Origin of the sequence: Mediterraneibacter massiliensis (assembly GCF_001487105.1) — a bacterium.
In the GTDB taxonomy this organism is placed as follows: domain Bacteria; phylum Bacillota; class Clostridia; order Lachnospirales; family Lachnospiraceae; genus Mediterraneibacter; species Mediterraneibacter massiliensis.
Map to the genome: position 1 here is coordinate 1,153,571 of NZ_LN913001.1, position 15,009 is coordinate 1,168,579.

Here is a 15,009-nt window from a genome sequence, read left to right on the forward strand (position 1 = left end):
AATGGAAGAAAAAAAACATATTTTAATTGTAGAGGATGACAAATATATCGTGAATTTCTTATCTATGTCTTTGAAAGAAGAAGGTTATGGATATGATACCGCTGGGACTTTGAAAGAGGCCATCAGTCTTTTTTATGCCAACCGGCCGGATGTGGTGCTTTTAGACCTGGGGCTTCCCGACGGAGACGGAATGGAAGCACTTAAAAATATCCGTGAGATAGCGGACACGCCGGTTATCGTAGTATCGGCAAGGCAGGAGGAACAAGATAAGATACAGGCGTTAGATGAGGGCGCGGATGATTATGTGACAAAGCCTTTTTATATGGGAGAGCTGCTGGCAAGGATACGTGCTTCTATACGCAGAAAAGAGAAAAGAGCAGCAGTGGAGGAAACAGTTTTTAGCAAAGATACACTGACAGTAGATTATGAGAAACGTATGGTGACAGTAAATGGCGAAGAAGTACATTTGACACCGATCGAATATAAGATCCTGCTCCTTTTGATCGAAAACAGGGGAAAAGTATTGACGCAGAACTATATATTAAGAGAGATATGGGGATACAGCCAAGGAGTGGAAGCAGGGACACTCAGAGTGTTTATGGCGACACTCAGAAGAAAGATAGAAGAAAATCCTTCGGAACCTAAATTTATCCTTACAGAGGTGGGGGTAGGATACCGTTTTCAGGCATAAAAATATAGGATGTTTTATAAAAAAGCAGCACATGGACAGCTTTGCTGTGCTTGGAATCATGTGCTGCTTTTCTTTGTGAGAGCCTGCAAAATGTATGGAATCTCTCTTGAATCTGAAAAAATCTGATAGTCCGGTTCTCGTATATCCTCCAGATAATGCGCATCTGAACTGCTGATCATGCGGCAGCCTAAGAAATAGGGATGCTGTTTTTGTATGGTATGGAGATTCCGAAAATCGTGGATCTCTGCGCATGTAAAGGTACTGTCAGGTGGAACAAACCCCAGATTTGAGAGCAAACTGGTAGAAGCTTTGTCAATGTGTGCGGGATACGCTATGCCGCCATAGGAAGATACGAGAGAAAATGTTTCGTCAAAAGCGATATCCGTAGCATTGATCAGAAGTTTTTTGACCGTGCCGATGACCGTGTCGGTCTCATCCATAATCTGCTGTCTGCCAAAGATACGCTCATCGTTTTCTATTGCCTGCAGCCGGTCATATACATACCGATCAAAAAGAAGCGCAGCCTCCAGTTCAGGAAACAGGCAGATCACATGCACCTCTTCCGCTGTACACAGCTCCATGCCAGGAATGACGATAACACCGTACTTTTGTCCATGGTATATGGCTGCAGGGCAGTTCTTACAGCTGTTGTGATCTGTAAGAGCAATGACATCCAGCCCTTTTACAGCCGCCATTCCTACGATATTGGCAGGAGTCATATCCTCATCGCCGCAGGGAGAGAGGCAGGAATGTAGATGAAGGTCATAGTAAAGCCCGTTCATGAGAGCCCGGCCTCATAAATCTCCAGTGCGATGTCAAACACAGGAAGCTGGGTGGACAACACCGTAATGCCTTCCTCCTCGGCTTTTGTCAAGGTCCCTTCATCCAAAGAGACGCCCTCTGCCAGGACGATACAGGACACATCGGCAAGGGAAGCGACGGCAAGAGTATTTTTGTTTCCCATGACAGTGACCCATACACTGTTTGCAGGAGCTTTGCCCATGGCGATACTCAAGAGATCACAGCAAAACACTTTGGAAACAGTGCGCTCCGGATCCCCCTTTGCCAAAAGAGTACATTCCGGCAGGGCAAGAATGGATTTGACTTTCATAGTTATTCCTCCTTTTTCGGTACGCCGAATTCCGAAAGTTCAGCAGTCAGTTTCTGGATATAGTCGCAGAGAAGCTGGGTGTTTTCATCCTGACAGTTTCCAGATAAATTTATAGATTTTGACAGATGCTCAATTTCTTTTGAAAGGCTGGAAATATGTTCCCTTAATACATAGATACAGTCATTGCTTGTAGCGGCGCCGCGCACGATGTCTTCGGCCAGTGTCTGACAGGTAGGCGCTCCGCAGGAACCACAGTCCAGTCCAGGAAATTTTTGCGTGAGTGCTTCTACTGTACTCATCATTTCCAGACTCTCTTTAAACGTATTGCCGAGACGGAATACAGGTTCATATTCTACATTATCATCCCAGTACAGATTGCCGGCTTCTGGTGTTGTGGCGAGATGACTACGGGATACAGGCTGATATTTTAGGAGCCGTTTTGTTTTTGCCGTGGCAACATAGGCGTTTTCCACAGTCAGCGTTCCTCCTACGCAGCCGCCGCTGCAGGCGTTTAACTCGGCGAATTTCAGACCGTGTATTTTTTCGTCTTCCATCGCTTCCAATACACGCAAGATATTGACGATCCCATCAGCGGCCAGATAATTGTCTGTCAGAAGCCCGCCGATCTCTCCACCGGAGTTGCCCCATCCGATCCCGATCCTTCCGGAAGCAGAAAGTGGTCTTAATTGGCTTTCATCCCGGCTCATAAGGGGCAAAAGGAGCGGATAGACATCTTTGATCGCAACGACCTTGTCGATATTGCTTTTGTCGATGCCTAAGGGAGCTTTTGCATAGGAGACTTTGGAAGGACAGGGGGAGATGAAAATAATTCCAATCTCTTTAGAAGGCAGTCCTGTCTTTTTCATGGCGCGCTTGCGTGCAATCTCCGCTGCGATTTCTACAGGAGGTTTGATCGGAAGCAGCCGGGGAATGAGAGAAGGAAATTTTACCCGTATCAATCGTACTACAGAGGGACAGGCGGAGCTGATAAAGGGTGCATCTTCTTCATGCGCTTGTATATACTCTCTGGATATTTCAGATACAAGCTCCGCCGCCGCGCTGACCTCGTATACATCATCGAAACCCAGACGGATCAAGGCGTTTAACACGATATCTACATTGGACAGATTATTGTATTGTGCGTACAGCGACGGCGCAGGCAGAGCCACAGTGTATTTGAAATCATTGATCACGGTAAGCGGATCATAGGCAGGGATCTTGGCATGGTGGGGACAGTAACGGATACATCTTCCGCAGTCAATGCAGAATTTATCAATGATATGCGCTTTTCCATTATGTACCCGGATTGCCTGTGTAGGACAATATTTAATACAGTTGATACAGCCTTGACAGGCAGCTTCGTCGAGACGTACAGAACGGATGAATTTATCCATCACAAGGTCCTCCTTCCTATAAAAATACTTTCATTGTGACCGTAGTCCCTACACCGGGCGTACTTTCTATCTGGAACTCATCAGAGAATTTTTTCATGTTCGGAAGTCCCATGCCGGCGCCGAAACCAAGGGAGCGTACCTCTTCAGGAGCTGTAGAATATCCTGCCTGCATTGCTTTGGCGATATCTTTGATACCGGGCCCCTGGTCGGAAAGAATCATTTCGATCACGGAATCAGAGATGGACACGGAGATCGTGCCGCCGTCAGCATGGATGACCATGTTGATCTCCCCTTCATACATGGCAATAGCCGTCTTGCGGATGGCTGTATCGTCCACGCCAAGCTGCTTTAGTTTGTTCTTTATGGAACTGCTCGCCTCCCCGGCACGTGTAAAGTCGTCGCCGGGGATTGTATATTGAAAAGTCAGCTTATCTTTCATCTTATGCACCTCCCCGTAATCCATGTTCGTACAGAATTCCGCAGGCGGTGAACATGAAATGTTCTGTCATCAGAAGCGCGATTTTTTTGCTGCGTGCCAGAGACAGAATATGTTCGTCAGGCTGCTTGCCGCGCACGAAGATGATACAGACGATATCCAGCATTTCTGCCGTCCGTACGACCTGCGGATTACATAATCCGGTGATCAGAACAGAACATTGACCGCAGAACGCAAGAACATCGCTCATCATGTCTGCGGAAAATACAAACTGGGCATCCAGATCTAAAAGTTCTTCTCCGAAAAGTAATTTGGCATCTAAAGCGGTCTGCATTTCTTTGATCGTCATAGATCGTTCCCCCTCACGTAAGAATAGAATACTTTTAGTATATCATTGGAAAGTATAATAAGCAATGCGGAGGATTGTGTAAAATAGATGTAAAAACATAAAATAAGAGCAAAGAAAGAGAAAAAATGTTGAAAAAATGAAAATGGTTCTCAAAAATATTGGTAAAATCTTATAAAAAAATGAAAATAAATTGCTGGAAGTTTGTTATATATTGTGTTAATATATAGTCAATGTAGCTCTAAACGCAGAAATGGAGGTTGAAGAATGCTTGAAAAAAAGGAGACTGTTCCGTTTTCCGGAACAAAGGAACAAGAAGAATCACTGAGGAAGGTCATAGCCGAACTCAAAGATGAGAAAGGCGCCCTGATGCCGATCTTACAGAAAGCCCAGGACATATACGGCTATCTTCCCCTAGAGGTGCAGAGGATGATTTCGGATGAAACAGGGATCCCAATGGAAAAGATTTATGGAGTTGCAACGTTTTATTCCCAGTTTACTTTAAATCCCAAAGGAAAGTATCAGATTTCTGTTTGTCTTGGGACAGCATGTTATGTAAAGGGGGCTGGCGATATTTATAATGCCCTGATGGAAAAACTTGGGATCGTTGGCGGAGAGTGCACACCGGACGGGAAGTTTTCTCTGGACGCATGCCGTTGTGTAGGGGCGTGCGGTCTTGCACCTGTCATGATGATCAACGGGGAAGTGTACGGACGTCTGACGGTAGATGATATAGATGATATTCTGGCAAAATACGAATAAACTATGATGCCGGAAATTGCGATGCATATTCTGGATGTGGCGGAAAATTCGATCCGCGCCAAAGCCGCTTTAGTTGAAATTACTGTATCTGTCCAGCCGGGCGAAGATAGGCTGACTGTGCTGATTAAAGACGATGGGTGCGGGATGGATGCAGAACAGTTAAGACATGTGCAGGATCCGTTTTTTACGACCCGGAAGACAAGAAAGATTGGTCTGGGAGTGCCGTTTTTTAAGCAGGCGGCAGAGAGTACAGGCGGTACATTCAGGATAGAGTCAGAAAAAGGAAAAGGAACAACGGTAGAAGCGGTATTTATTCTGTCACATATAGACAGGATGCCTCTGGGAGATATAACTGCCACGATCCATACGCTGATCGTTTTCAATGAAACGACAGATTTCCTTTATACATATCAGTATAAAGACAGGCAGTTTATCCTGGATACAAGACAAATGCGAAAGATCATAGGAGACGATATCTCCTTTGCAGAGAAAGAAATATCTGCGTTTATAAAAGAATATCTGCAGATAAATAAAGAAGAGACAGATGACGGAGCGGATATTTGAGGCGGGAAAGACCGCAGGATCGAGAAAGAGAGGAAAGATATGAAAAGTCTGGAAGAATTACGCGCGATCAGAGAAAAAATGCAGGGAAAAGTAGGAGTACGCGCGGAGAACGAAAATCAGATCAGAGTGATCGTCGGTATGGCGACATGTGGGATTGCAAGCGGCGCAAGACCGGTTTTGAGCGCTTTATCCGATGCAGTCCAGGAAAAGGGGCTGTCTGAGAAGATCAGTGTGACACAGACAGGATGTATCGGTCTGTGTCAGTATGAACCAATTGTAGAAGTAATAGAACCTGGAAAAGAGAAGGTTACATATGTCAAGATGAATCCGGAAAAAGCGTTGGAAGTGTTCAGACTTCATTTAGAAGGCGGCCAGGTGGTGACAAAGTATACATTAAGCGCTGAGGAAAAAATGCGTAAGTAAAAAGGAGGCAGATCACATATGTATCGTTCACATGTATTAGTCTGCGGCGGAACCGGATGTACGTCTTCCGGAAGCCACAGGATTATAGAAAAATTGAAAAAAGAAATTGCGGCGCAGGGACTTTCCGAGGAAGTCGGCGTTGTACAGACGGGCTGCTTTGGGCTATGTGCCTTAGGACCGATCATGATCGTATATCCGGAAGGGGCTTTTTATTCTATGGTCAAAGAAGAGGATATCCCGGAGATCGTATCAGAACATTTGCTCAAAGGAAGAGTAGTTACACGTTTGCTCTATGATGAGACAACAAAGACAGATAAGATCATTCCCTTGAATGAAACGAATTTTTATAAAAAGCAGCATAGAGTGGCGCTGCGCAACTGTGGAGTCATCAACCCAGAGAATATCGAGGAATACATAGGAACAGGAGGATATGAGGCGTTGGGGATCGTCCTGACGGAGAAAAAGCCGGAAGATGTGATCCAGATCCTTTTGGACAGCGGCTTGAGAGGAAGGGGCGGAGCCGGCTTCCCGACCGGTTTAAAATGGAAGTTCGCGGCGGCAAATGATGCTGAACAAAAATACGTCTGCTGTAATGCGGATGAGGGGGATCCGGGAGCATTTATGGATCGATCCATTCTGGAGGGAGATCCCCATGCAGTGCTTGAGGCGATGGCGATCGCCGGATATGCGATTGGGGCATCCCAGGGGTATATATATGTGCGTGCGGAATATCCGATCGCAGTAAAACGGCTGGAGATCGCAATCGGCCAGGCGAGAGAATACGGACTGCTTGGAAAAGATATTTTCGGAAGCGGATTTGATTTTGATATAGAATTGAGACTTGGTGCAGGTGCTTTTGTCTGCGGCGAGGAGACGGCTCTCATGACATCCATCGAAGGCAACAGGGGAGAGCCAAGACCCCGTCCGCCGTTCCCTGCCTTAAAAGGTCTTTTCCAGAGACCGACTATATTAAACAACGTAGAAACCTATGCGAACATTCCGCAGATCATCGTAAAAGGCCCGGAGTGGTTTTCTTCCATGGGGACTGAGAAGTCCAAAGGAACGAAAGTATTTGCTTTGGGCGGAAAGATAAACAATACAGGGCTGGTAGAGATCCCGATGGGGACAACTCTGCGTGAGATCGTAGAAGAAATTGGCGGCGGCGTTCCAAATGGAAAGAAATTTAAAGCGGCACAGACCGGAGGACCATCCGGCGGCTGTATCCCGGCAGAACATTTTGATGTTCCCATTGACTATGACAACCTGCTGGCAATCGGTTCCATGATGGGCTCCGGCGGTCTTATCGTTATGGACGAAGATACTTGTATGGTAGATATAGCTAAATTTTTCCTGGAATTTACGGTAGAAGAATCCTGCGGAAAATGTACGCCTTGCCGGATCGGTACAAGACGTATGCTGGAAATCTTGGATAAGATCACAAAAGGGCAGGCGACCATGGAAGATTTGGATAAGCTGGAAGAACTCTGCGAACACCTAAAGACGAATTCCCTTTGTGCGCTTGGGCAGACAGCGCCGAATCCTGTGCTCTCTACGCTGCGTTATTTCAGAGAGGAGTATATCGCGCATATTGTAGATAAGAAATGTCCGGCAGGTGTATGTAAAGACCTTCTGCAGTATAAGATCGATGCGGACAAATGTAAAGGATGTACACTGTGTGCCAGAACTTGTCCTGCAGATGCGATCATCGGCAAGGTGAAGGAACCGCATATGATCAATCCTGAGAAGTGTCTGAAGTGTGGAGCTTGTATGGAAAAATGCCGTTTCGGTGCAATTTACAAAGAGTAATGGAGGCATAAGAAGATGGAAAATGTGAATTTAAAAATAAATGGCTTACAAGTCACTGCACCTGCGGGTTCTACGATTTTAGAGGCAGCGCGCGGTGCGGGGATAAAAATACCGACACTTTGCTATTTGAAAGAGATCAATGAAATCGGCGCCTGCCGTATGTGTGTGGTGGAAGTAAAAGGCGCAAGAAATCTGGTCGCAGCGTGTGTACATCCGATCAGTGAAGGGATGGAAGTACAGACGAATACGCCTCTCCTTAGAGAATCTAGAAAACGGACCCTGGAACTTCTGCTGTCCAATCACGATAAGAAGTGTCTGTCTTGCGTAAGAAGCGGACAGTGTGAACTGCAGGAATTGTGCCAGGAACTCGGTGTGACGGATGAAAACCATTTCGCCGGGGAGACGACACAATATGAACTGGACGACAGTGCGGTTCATATGATCCGGGATAATAACAAATGTATTCTGTGCAGAAGATGTTCTGCAGTCTGTGAGAAAGTGCAGACAGTCGGCGTGATCGGACCAAACAACCGAGGCTTTGCCACCTTTATCGGATCTCCGTTTAATATGGGATTAGGCGATACAAGCTGCGTATCCTGCGGACAGTGTATCGCTGCCTGCCCGACAGGAGCGCTCTATGAAAAAGACTCTATTGAGGATGTATTAAACGCGCTGGCAGATGAGACAAAGCATGTAGTTGTACAGCCTGCTCCTTCAGTACGCGCTGCGCTGGGAGAAGAATTTGGTTATCCGATGGGAACGGACGTGGAAGGAAAAATGGCGGCAGCTCTTAGAAGGATCGGATTTGACAAAGTATTTGATACAAACTTCAGTGCGGATCTAACGATCATGGAAGAAGCACATGAATTTTTAGATAGGGTGAAAAACGGAGGAGTCCTTCCGATGATGACTTCCTGTTCTCCTGGATGGATCAAATACTGTGAGCATTATTATCCGGATCAGTTGGAACATCTGTCAAGCTGTAAATCACCGCAGCAGATGTTTGGGGCGATCACAAAAACATATTACGCGGAAAAAATGGGGATCGCGCCGGAAGATATCGTTTGTGTAAGCGTTATGCCATGTACGGCGAAAAAGTTTGAGATCGGAAGAGAAGATCAGAATGCAGCTGGAGTTCCGGACGTAGATATTTCTATCACGACAAGAGAGCTGGCACGCCTGATCAAAAAGCTGGGAATCGATTTTAGAAGCCTTCCGGATGAAGGTTTCGACGATCCGCTTGGCGAATCTACGGGCGCAGCCGTTATCTTTGGAGCAACCGGCGGCGTAATGGAGGCTGCTCTTCGTACTGCGGTAGAAGAACTTACCGGAGAAGAACTTGAAAAAGTGGAATTTGTGGAAGTACGCGGAACAGAAGGTATCAAAGAGGCGGTATATCATGTGGCGGGTATGGATGTGAAAGTGGCTGTGGCATCCGGTCTTAGTAATGCAAAGATTATTATGGATAAGATTCGTGCCGGAGAAGCGGATTATCATTTTGTAGAGATCATGTGCTGTCCGGGCGGTTGTGTAAACGGCGGCGGTCAGCCGCAGGTACATGCAGATGTCCGCAATTTTACGGATGTACGTGCGATCCGCGCGAAAGTGCTGTATGACAATGATAAGGCAAAGACACTGCGGAAATCTCATGAGAATCCTTCGATCAAGAGAGTGTATGAAGAATATCTGGGAGCACCAGGAAGCGAGAAAGCACATCACCTTCTGCATACTACCTATGTAAAGAGAACCATTAATTAGAAGATAAAGTTTAAAAGATCTGTCAGTAGGGCGCGGCTTTGACAAGCGGCGCCCTGCGCATATAATAGGCTGAAAAAGGAGTTTTGCAGTATGAGAGTAATAGACTTCAAAGACGCAAAGTGCCGGCATTGCTATAAATGTGTCCGCTACTGTGCGGTAAAAGCAATTTCTGTCAAAGATGAACAGGCACATATCATGTTGGATCACTGTATCAACTGCGGGAGATGCCTGGAAGTCTGTCCGCAGAATGCGAAGACATTCGCAAGTGATATGGAACGAGTAAAAGGATATCTGCGACAGGGGATTAAGACCATTATTTCGATCGCTCCTTCCTATGCGGGAGTATTAGAATTTGACAAACCGGGGCAGGTGGTGGATGCTCTGCTCAAACTTGGTTTTGCTGAAGTAAGAGAAACGGCAGAAGGTGCTGCACTGGTGACGAACGAATATAAGAAGATCATCCGGGAAAATAAGATGCCGAATATCATCACGACCTGCTGTCCAAGTGTGAACGATCTGATCGAAAAGTACTATCCGGAGTGTGTGCCTCTTATGGCGCCTGTTGTATCGCCCATGATCGCCCATGGGAGATATATTAAGAAAATATATGGAGATGATGTGAAGGTTGTATTTTTAGGCCCCTGTATCGCCAAGAAGCAGGAGGCGATCGGAGACGAGAGAGTGTTTGGGGCAATCGATGCGATCCTGACATTTGAGGAACTTGCCATTTGGCTGGAAGAAGCCGGCATCGATATTTATCAGTGTGAGGAAAAAGCAATGGGAAATCCAGATCCGAGGATCAATCGTCTGTATCCTGTCAGCGGCGGGATCGTACAGTCGGTGGTAACAGAGGAAGAGGCGGACACATACCACAAGGTATATGTGGATGGGCTGGAAAACTGTATGGAAATGCTGGAATGTCTGAAAAAAGGAGAATTGACACACTGTTTTATCGAGGCAAATGTTTGTGAGGGAGGCTGCGCGAAAGGACCGGCATCTGCCCGGTGGAATACCTCCTATGTAAAAGCAAAAGTGAAGATCGCTAATATTGTGGCACACAAAGCGATGGAAAAGCTGCCGGATATGAATACGCAGGAACTGGAGAAGAAATTCCGGGACAACCGACTGTCAGACCGGATACCTTCAGAACAGGAAATACGGGAAATACTAAGATCTACAGGAAAATATGCACCGGAGGATGAACTTAACTGCGGCGCCTGCGGCTATCCGACTTGCCGGGATAAAGCAATCGCGGTATCCCAGGGAAAAGCGGAACTGTCGATGTGTATGCCGTATGCGCTGAATCAGGCAGAGTCTATGTCCAATGTGGTAATGGACGTGACGCCTAATATGATCTTTGTCATTGGCAGTGATCTGAAAATATTGGACTGTAATAAAAAAGCACAGGAACTGCTTGGAGTCGGCAGAGAGGAGGCTGTGCAGCGCTATATTTTTGAATTTATAGAGACAGAGGACATTGAAGAAACACTGCGGACAAAAGAACCGATCATACATAAGAAGATCCGTCTGGAGCATGGAAGGATGACAGCAGAAGAAACAATTGTCTATATTGAGAATCTGGACTCTGTACTGGTTACCTTCCAGGATGTGACAAGAGAAGAGAAAATGAAAGAGCAGCACTATCACCTGAAAGTAGAGACAGTGGAAATGGCGCAGAAAGTTATTGAAAAGCAGATGATGGTGGCACAGGAAATAGCAGGACTCTTAGGCGAGACAACGGCAGAGACAAAGGTGACGCTGACAAAGCTTCGGGATTCCATCTTAGAAGAGGAGGACTGATGTATGAGTGTGAGCATTGATGTTGCCTGGAAAAGCCTGAACAAATACCAGGAAGAATTGTGCGGAGATAAGGTGGAGATCCTAAAGACGGAAGATTCTGATATTCTGATCCTTGCAGACGGAATGGGGAGCGGAGTAAAAGCAAATATTCTGGCCACGCTCACTTCTAAAATACTGGGGACGATGCTTCATGAAGGAGCGGCGTTGGATTCCTGTGTAGAGACAATCGCGAAGACGCTCCCAATCTGTCGGGTCAGAAAAGTGGCCTATGCGACTTTTTCCATCCTGCAGATTTTTCACAGCGGGGAAGCCTATCTGGTGGAGTTTGACAATCCGGGCTGTGTATTTATCCGGGATGGGAAAATCGTACAATATCCTTATCAGGAGAGAACGATCGAAGGGAAAAAAATTCATGAATACAGGTTTCAGGTTAAGAAAAACGACTGTTTTGTATTAATGAGTGACGGTGTGATCTATGCAGGAGCAGGAGAAATATTGAACTTGCAGGGATGGACCTGGGAAAGTATGGCAGAATATACGCTGCGCTGTACAAAGAAAACACTGTCCGCTTCCCGACTTGCAGCACTGTTGAGCCAGGCATGTGATGAATTGTATGAAGAACGGCCGGGAGACGATACGACGGTGGCAGTGGCAAGAGTGATCGAAAGAAAAGTGGTAAATATTTTTACCGGGCCGCCGAAAGACAAAGCAGACGATGAAAAATTAATGTATGATTTTATGCATGCGGAAGGAAAGAAAATTGTCTGTGGGGGAACAAGCGCGAATATAGCGGCGCGTATCCTACATAAGGACATTATCACACGTGTAGATCATACGTCCCCGGATGTGCCGCCTATGGCTGTTATAGAAGGGCTGGATCTGGTGACGGAAGGGGTTTTGACGCTGGGAAAAGTGTTAAAGCTTTTGAGACGCTATGTAAAAGACGAGTTTGATGTAGAGTTTTTTGATGAACTGGACGCAGACAACGGGGCATCCAGACTGGCGAAAATATTGATAGAAGAGTGTACGGAGCTTAAATTGTTTGTGGGAACAGCCGTCAATGCGGCGCATAAGAACTCAGAGTTAAGTTTCGATCTAAGTATGCGAATGAATCTGGTAGGACAGCTTCTGCAGGTGACAGAAGAGATGGGGAAAAAAGCGACGGTAGAATACTATTAAAAGATTGGCTTCTCTGCTATGTCAGAGAAGCCAATACCAATTCAGAAAGAAAAATTGTCCTCCTATGGAACAGATCAGATAGAGAGCGGCTTCCCATTTTGAGAGTGAGACGGCTTTTCTTTTTCGATTTTGAAAGCAAAGATCAAAGAACTTCCAGCAAAAGAAGCCGATCATTGCGCCCAGTGTATTCATGAGCAGATCGTCTATATCTGTCCGTCTTCTGTTAAAAAGCTGACATATTTCTATGGAAAGAGACCAGGAGGAGGCGGCAAGCACTACGTTTGTGAGAGTCTGGAACTCTTTCCAGATGAGTGGGAGCAAAAAACCCAAAGGCATAAACATGAATGCGTTTAAAAAACAGGTGCCAAAGGAAGTGTTCGAAAAAGGAAGCAGATTGATTTCCTCAAGGCGGATGACTGCACCGAATTTCCCGATATCCCATATCGTTCCGATTCCCGTTGTTTCCAGTACCATATACAGATAAAAAAGAAAGATGCAGATCCATATAAGATGGAGGCCAAGATAAGAGAGACGCCGCAGTGGATATTTGTGCCGCAGATCAAGATACAATAAAAGACTGCAGAGCAGACATGGAACAAAAACGCATAAAAGCGGATACATGAAAAATTTCATAAAGAATTCCTCCCGTTTCCTTTTGGACTGATATTATCAGTATAGAGAAAAGAGATTAGGAAACCGAAAAGAAATTCTTAAGAATTTTTGTAGGTTTTAGATGAGTTTTAGGCAGAGTGAGAGGAAATACTTGCCGGGTATCTCATTTAGTGGTATGATCCCGTCTTTGACAGTTAGAAGAGAAAAAAACGGCTACAAACCCAGTAAATATGGGAGGTGTAGCCGTTTCTTGTCTTGCATCGATATGTGCTATATTTCAGGTCTTTTTAAAATTTTTGTATTTTTAATGATTGTTCGCATAGAGGCTTTCGTAATGATCTCGTAATCCGTACGGAATCCAAAACTCTGATGCAGAGCATCTGTAAGTTCCGTGCGAGTATACGAAGGAATATAACTACTGGCAGCACTTAAAAAGGTCATATTCATGGCCCGCAGAGTTTGGATGATCTGGTCACAAGTGAATCTGTTCCCAATCTTTTTCTCTAAGAGCCGATAAATAATCAGGCTGATATAGCAAGTCATGAAATGGGCTTTGATCCGATCTTCTCGGCGGACAAATGCGGGACGGGAGCCGAGTTCATCTTTCATGATCCGGAAGTTTTCCTCTATTTCCCAACGCTGCTGATTAATCCGGATGATATCACCCACGTCTCCTTCCAGATTCGTCACTACTGCGTAGAACCCATCATACATTGCTTCTTTTTCTATCTGTTCCTGATCAAGTCCATACACTGTTTTTTCAGCAATCTCTCCATCTTTGGTAACAGTCGTACGTTTTACAAACCGCATAGGGTCATTTTGGTTTGTTCCTTTTCTCTTTTTTCCTGGTGAATCCAAGATCTTTTGTGCTCGTTCAATCTGACATTCCCGGAGCTTTCTCTGGTAAGCAGCATATTTCGGAGAATAGGTAACAATCAGTGTCTCATCCATATCTCCTGTTATAAGGGGATATTCCTTATAGTAAACGGAGTTATAGATTTCTTCATCTGTTTCATCCAGTGTACGAAGGTCGATGAACTTCTGTGCTCCTATCTTGCGGAACTGTGTGGGATTCATCGCTTCTTTTCGCTCTTCCGCCTTCATTTTTTTCAGGGAATGTGTGATTACATAAGCCCTGTGGTTGAAACTGTTGAAGCGGCGGTTGTTGTGAGAACCCAATCCACTGTCTGAACAGAAAATAAATTCGCTGCAGTTGAAATCCCGGATGATCTTTTGCTCTAACGGTTTTAAAGTGGTCTGCTCATTCTGGTTTCCGGGAAAAATATCGAAAGACAGAGGAATTCCATCCGCATCCATAAATAATCCCATGGTGACAATCGGATTTGGTCGGTGTTCTTTGCTTTTGCCGTATTTGCGTAGTTCATCTTCCTGCTCGATCTCGAAATAGAAGTTTGTGCAGTCATAGTACAGGATTTTTTTGTTCCGGGGATGGACAAAGTTGGAATTCCGGTATAACTCACTTTGTATAAAATCGGATTCTTCTGCAATAACAGAAAGGGCGCGGTAAACATCCTGCAAATGATACTTTGGTGGTTCCAGCAGAGTTTTGCAGTACTCATAGCTTTCACGTTTACTGGAAGGATGGAGAATGCGTGCATAGATCAGATCCGTAAAAACAGCGAGCAGGTCATACTGATACTTGTGACGACTTTTGATCGACCGACAGATCTTATCCAGCCGGAGCTCTGTAACCAGAGACTGGAGAAAGAGATATCCGGTATTAAAAAGGCGCTGTTCATTTTTTAGGATGCGAGCTCCTTGTGAAAAGTCCACTGATACTTTTCCATTTTTCAGATTATAAAGTTCGGTTTCTTTCTTTGCCTCGTTTCTGGCCCACGCCATCATCTTATCCTTATCATTGTCGAATTGTGCGAGGAGATCGTTCATCTTTCCCAATTTTTTATAGATATGGGAGGAAGTTTTTCCATTCTCTTTGCGGAAGGACTGATAAATATATACATCTTTGTTGTTTGCACTACCTGTGATATTTACGTACATAAAAAACCTCTTTTCTTTTTATTATATCACAACTAGCACAAACAAGCACTAATAAATTTAAAAAATTTGACAAAAAAAGTGCCTTTTTATAGGCATTGTAAGGTTTTT

The 15,009-nt window shown here is 45.2% G+C and carries 15 protein-coding genes; 8 read left to right on the forward strand and 7 right to left on the reverse strand.

What is annotated here, in order from left to right:
* Position 1: 1 nt before the first annotated feature.
* Positions 2–691, forward strand: coding sequence for a response regulator (locus tag BN3282_RS09835; RefSeq protein WP_059068790.1), 690 nt, complete (start codon positions 2–4; stop codon positions 689–691).
* A gap of 56 nt (positions 692–747) precedes the next feature.
* On the opposite strand, the gene BN3282_RS09840 is transcribed toward BN3282_RS09835, so the two are convergent.
* The 5 genes from BN3282_RS09840 to BN3282_RS09860 are packed head-to-tail and all read right to left on the reverse strand — an operon-like array spanning position 748 to position 3,981.
* Positions 748–1,473 (reverse strand): PHP domain-containing protein, encoded by a 726-nt coding sequence (locus tag BN3282_RS09840; protein WP_059068792.1) that lies wholly within the window; start codon positions 1,471–1,473, stop codon positions 748–750.
* Positions 1,470–1,802, reverse strand: coding sequence for a DRTGG domain-containing protein (locus BN3282_RS09845; RefSeq protein WP_059068795.1), 333 nt, complete (start codon positions 1,800–1,802; stop codon positions 1,470–1,472). The genes BN3282_RS09840 and BN3282_RS09845 overlap by 4 nt, the downstream gene beginning before the upstream one ends.
* Positions 1,803–1,804: 2 nt before the next feature.
* A complete protein-coding gene (locus tag BN3282_RS09850) occupies positions 1,805–3,196 on the reverse strand; it encodes a [Fe-Fe] hydrogenase large subunit C-terminal domain-containing protein (RefSeq protein ID WP_059068797.1) in 1,392 nt (463 codons plus the stop codon).
* 16 nt (positions 3,197–3,212) lie between these two features.
* Positions 3,213–3,635: an ATP-binding protein gene (locus BN3282_RS09855; RefSeq protein WP_059068799.1), complete on the reverse strand. Its 423-nt coding sequence runs from the start codon at positions 3,633–3,635 to the stop codon at positions 3,213–3,215.
* Between the two features lies 1 nt (position 3,636).
* On the reverse strand, positions 3,637–3,981 hold the full coding sequence (locus tag BN3282_RS09860; protein ID WP_059068800.1) for a DRTGG domain-containing protein: 345 nt from the start codon (positions 3,979–3,981) through the stop codon (positions 3,637–3,639).
* A gap of 264 nt (positions 3,982–4,245) precedes the next feature.
* Between BN3282_RS09860 and nuoE the strand changes: the two genes are divergently transcribed.
* The 7 genes from nuoE to BN3282_RS09895 all read left to right on the forward strand — a co-directional run bounded on the left by nuoE (position 4,246) and on the right by BN3282_RS09895 (position 12,270).
* Positions 4,246–4,740, forward strand: coding sequence for an NADH-quinone oxidoreductase subunit NuoE (nuoE, locus tag BN3282_RS09865; protein WP_059068802.1), 495 nt, complete (start codon positions 4,246–4,248; stop codon positions 4,738–4,740).
* Between the two features lie 3 nt (positions 4,741–4,743).
* Positions 4,744–5,304: an ATP-binding protein gene (locus tag BN3282_RS09870; RefSeq protein WP_059068803.1), complete on the forward strand. Its 561-nt coding sequence runs from the start codon at positions 4,744–4,746 to the stop codon at positions 5,302–5,304.
* A gap of 39 nt (positions 5,305–5,343) precedes the next feature.
* A complete protein-coding gene (locus tag BN3282_RS09875; protein ID WP_059068805.1) occupies positions 5,344–5,727 on the forward strand; it encodes a (2Fe-2S) ferredoxin domain-containing protein in 384 nt (127 codons plus the stop codon).
* Between the two features lie 18 nt (positions 5,728–5,745).
* On the forward strand, positions 5,746–7,533 hold the full coding sequence (gene nuoF, locus BN3282_RS09880; RefSeq protein ID WP_059068807.1) for an NADH-quinone oxidoreductase subunit NuoF: 1,788 nt from the start codon (positions 5,746–5,748) through the stop codon (positions 7,531–7,533).
* Between the two features lie 15 nt (positions 7,534–7,548).
* Positions 7,549–9,291 carry an NADH-dependent [FeFe] hydrogenase, group A6 gene (locus BN3282_RS09885; RefSeq protein WP_059068809.1) on the forward strand — a complete coding sequence of 581 codons (1,743 nt, stop codon included), beginning with the start codon at positions 7,549–7,551 and terminating at the stop codon, positions 9,289–9,291.
* A 90-nt stretch (positions 9,292–9,381) separates the two neighbouring features.
* Positions 9,382–11,091, forward strand: a complete 1,710-nt coding sequence (locus BN3282_RS09890) for a [Fe-Fe] hydrogenase large subunit C-terminal domain-containing protein (RefSeq protein WP_059068811.1) — start codon at positions 9,382–9,384, stop codon at positions 11,089–11,091.
* Positions 11,092–11,094: 3 nt separating this feature from the next.
* On the forward strand, positions 11,095–12,270 hold the full coding sequence (locus tag BN3282_RS09895; protein WP_059068813.1) for a SpoIIE family protein phosphatase: 1,176 nt from the start codon (positions 11,095–11,097) through the stop codon (positions 12,268–12,270).
* 21 nt (positions 12,271–12,291) lie between these two features.
* Here BN3282_RS09895 and BN3282_RS09900 read toward each other — a convergent pair whose 3' ends face one another.
* Positions 12,292–12,903, reverse strand: coding sequence for a VanZ family protein (locus BN3282_RS09900; protein ID WP_059068815.1), 612 nt, complete (start codon positions 12,901–12,903; stop codon positions 12,292–12,294).
* Between the two features lie 249 nt (positions 12,904–13,152).
* Complete coding sequence (locus BN3282_RS09905) at positions 13,153–14,901, reverse strand: IS1634 family transposase (protein WP_059066375.1); 1,749 nt, start codon at positions 14,899–14,901, stop codon at positions 13,153–13,155.
* Positions 14,902–15,009: the final 108 nt, after the last annotated feature.

Bases quoted from the DNA above. Each gene is read 5' to 3' on its own strand.
- BN3282_RS09850 (WP_059068797.1), bottom strand. From the start codon at position 3,196: ATGGATAAATTCATCCGTTCTGTACGTCTCGACGAAGCTGCCTGTCAA.
- BN3282_RS09860 (WP_059068800.1), bottom strand. From the start codon at position 3,981: ATGACGATCAAAGAAATGCAGACCGCTTTAGATGCCAAATTACTTTTC.
- BN3282_RS09870 (WP_059068803.1), top strand. From the start codon at position 4,744: ATGATGCCGGAAATTGCGATGCATATTCTGGATGTGGCGGAAAATTCG.
- BN3282_RS09890 (WP_059068811.1), top strand. From the start codon at position 9,382: ATGAGAGTAATAGACTTCAAAGACGCAAAGTGCCGGCATTGCTATAAA.
- BN3282_RS09855 (WP_059068799.1), bottom strand. From the start codon at position 3,635: ATGAAAGATAAGCTGACTTTTCAATATACAATCCCCGGCGACGACTTT.
- BN3282_RS09845 (WP_059068795.1), bottom strand. From the start codon at position 1,802: ATGAAAGTCAAATCCATTCTTGCCCTGCCGGAATGTACTCTTTTGGCA.
- BN3282_RS09900 (WP_059068815.1), bottom strand. From the start codon at position 12,903: ATGAAATTTTTCATGTATCCGCTTTTATGCGTTTTTGTTCCATGTCTG.
- BN3282_RS09885 (WP_059068809.1), top strand. From the start codon at position 7,549: ATGGAAAATGTGAATTTAAAAATAAATGGCTTACAAGTCACTGCACCT.
- nuoE (WP_059068802.1), top strand. From the start codon at position 4,246: ATGCTTGAAAAAAAGGAGACTGTTCCGTTTTCCGGAACAAAGGAACAA.
- BN3282_RS09835 (WP_059068790.1), top strand. From the start codon at position 2: ATGGAAGAAAAAAAACATATTTTAATTGTAGAGGATGACAAATATATC.
- nuoF (WP_059068807.1), top strand. From the start codon at position 5,746: ATGTATCGTTCACATGTATTAGTCTGCGGCGGAACCGGATGTACGTCT.
- BN3282_RS09875 (WP_059068805.1), top strand. From the start codon at position 5,344: ATGAAAAGTCTGGAAGAATTACGCGCGATCAGAGAAAAAATGCAGGGA.
- BN3282_RS09895 (WP_059068813.1), top strand. From the start codon at position 11,095: ATGAGTGTGAGCATTGATGTTGCCTGGAAAAGCCTGAACAAATACCAG.
- BN3282_RS09905 (WP_059066375.1), bottom strand. From the start codon at position 14,901: ATGTACGTAAATATCACAGGTAGTGCAAACAACAAAGATGTATATATT.
- BN3282_RS09840 (WP_059068792.1), bottom strand. From the start codon at position 1,473: ATGAACGGGCTTTACTATGACCTTCATCTACATTCCTGCCTCTCTCCC.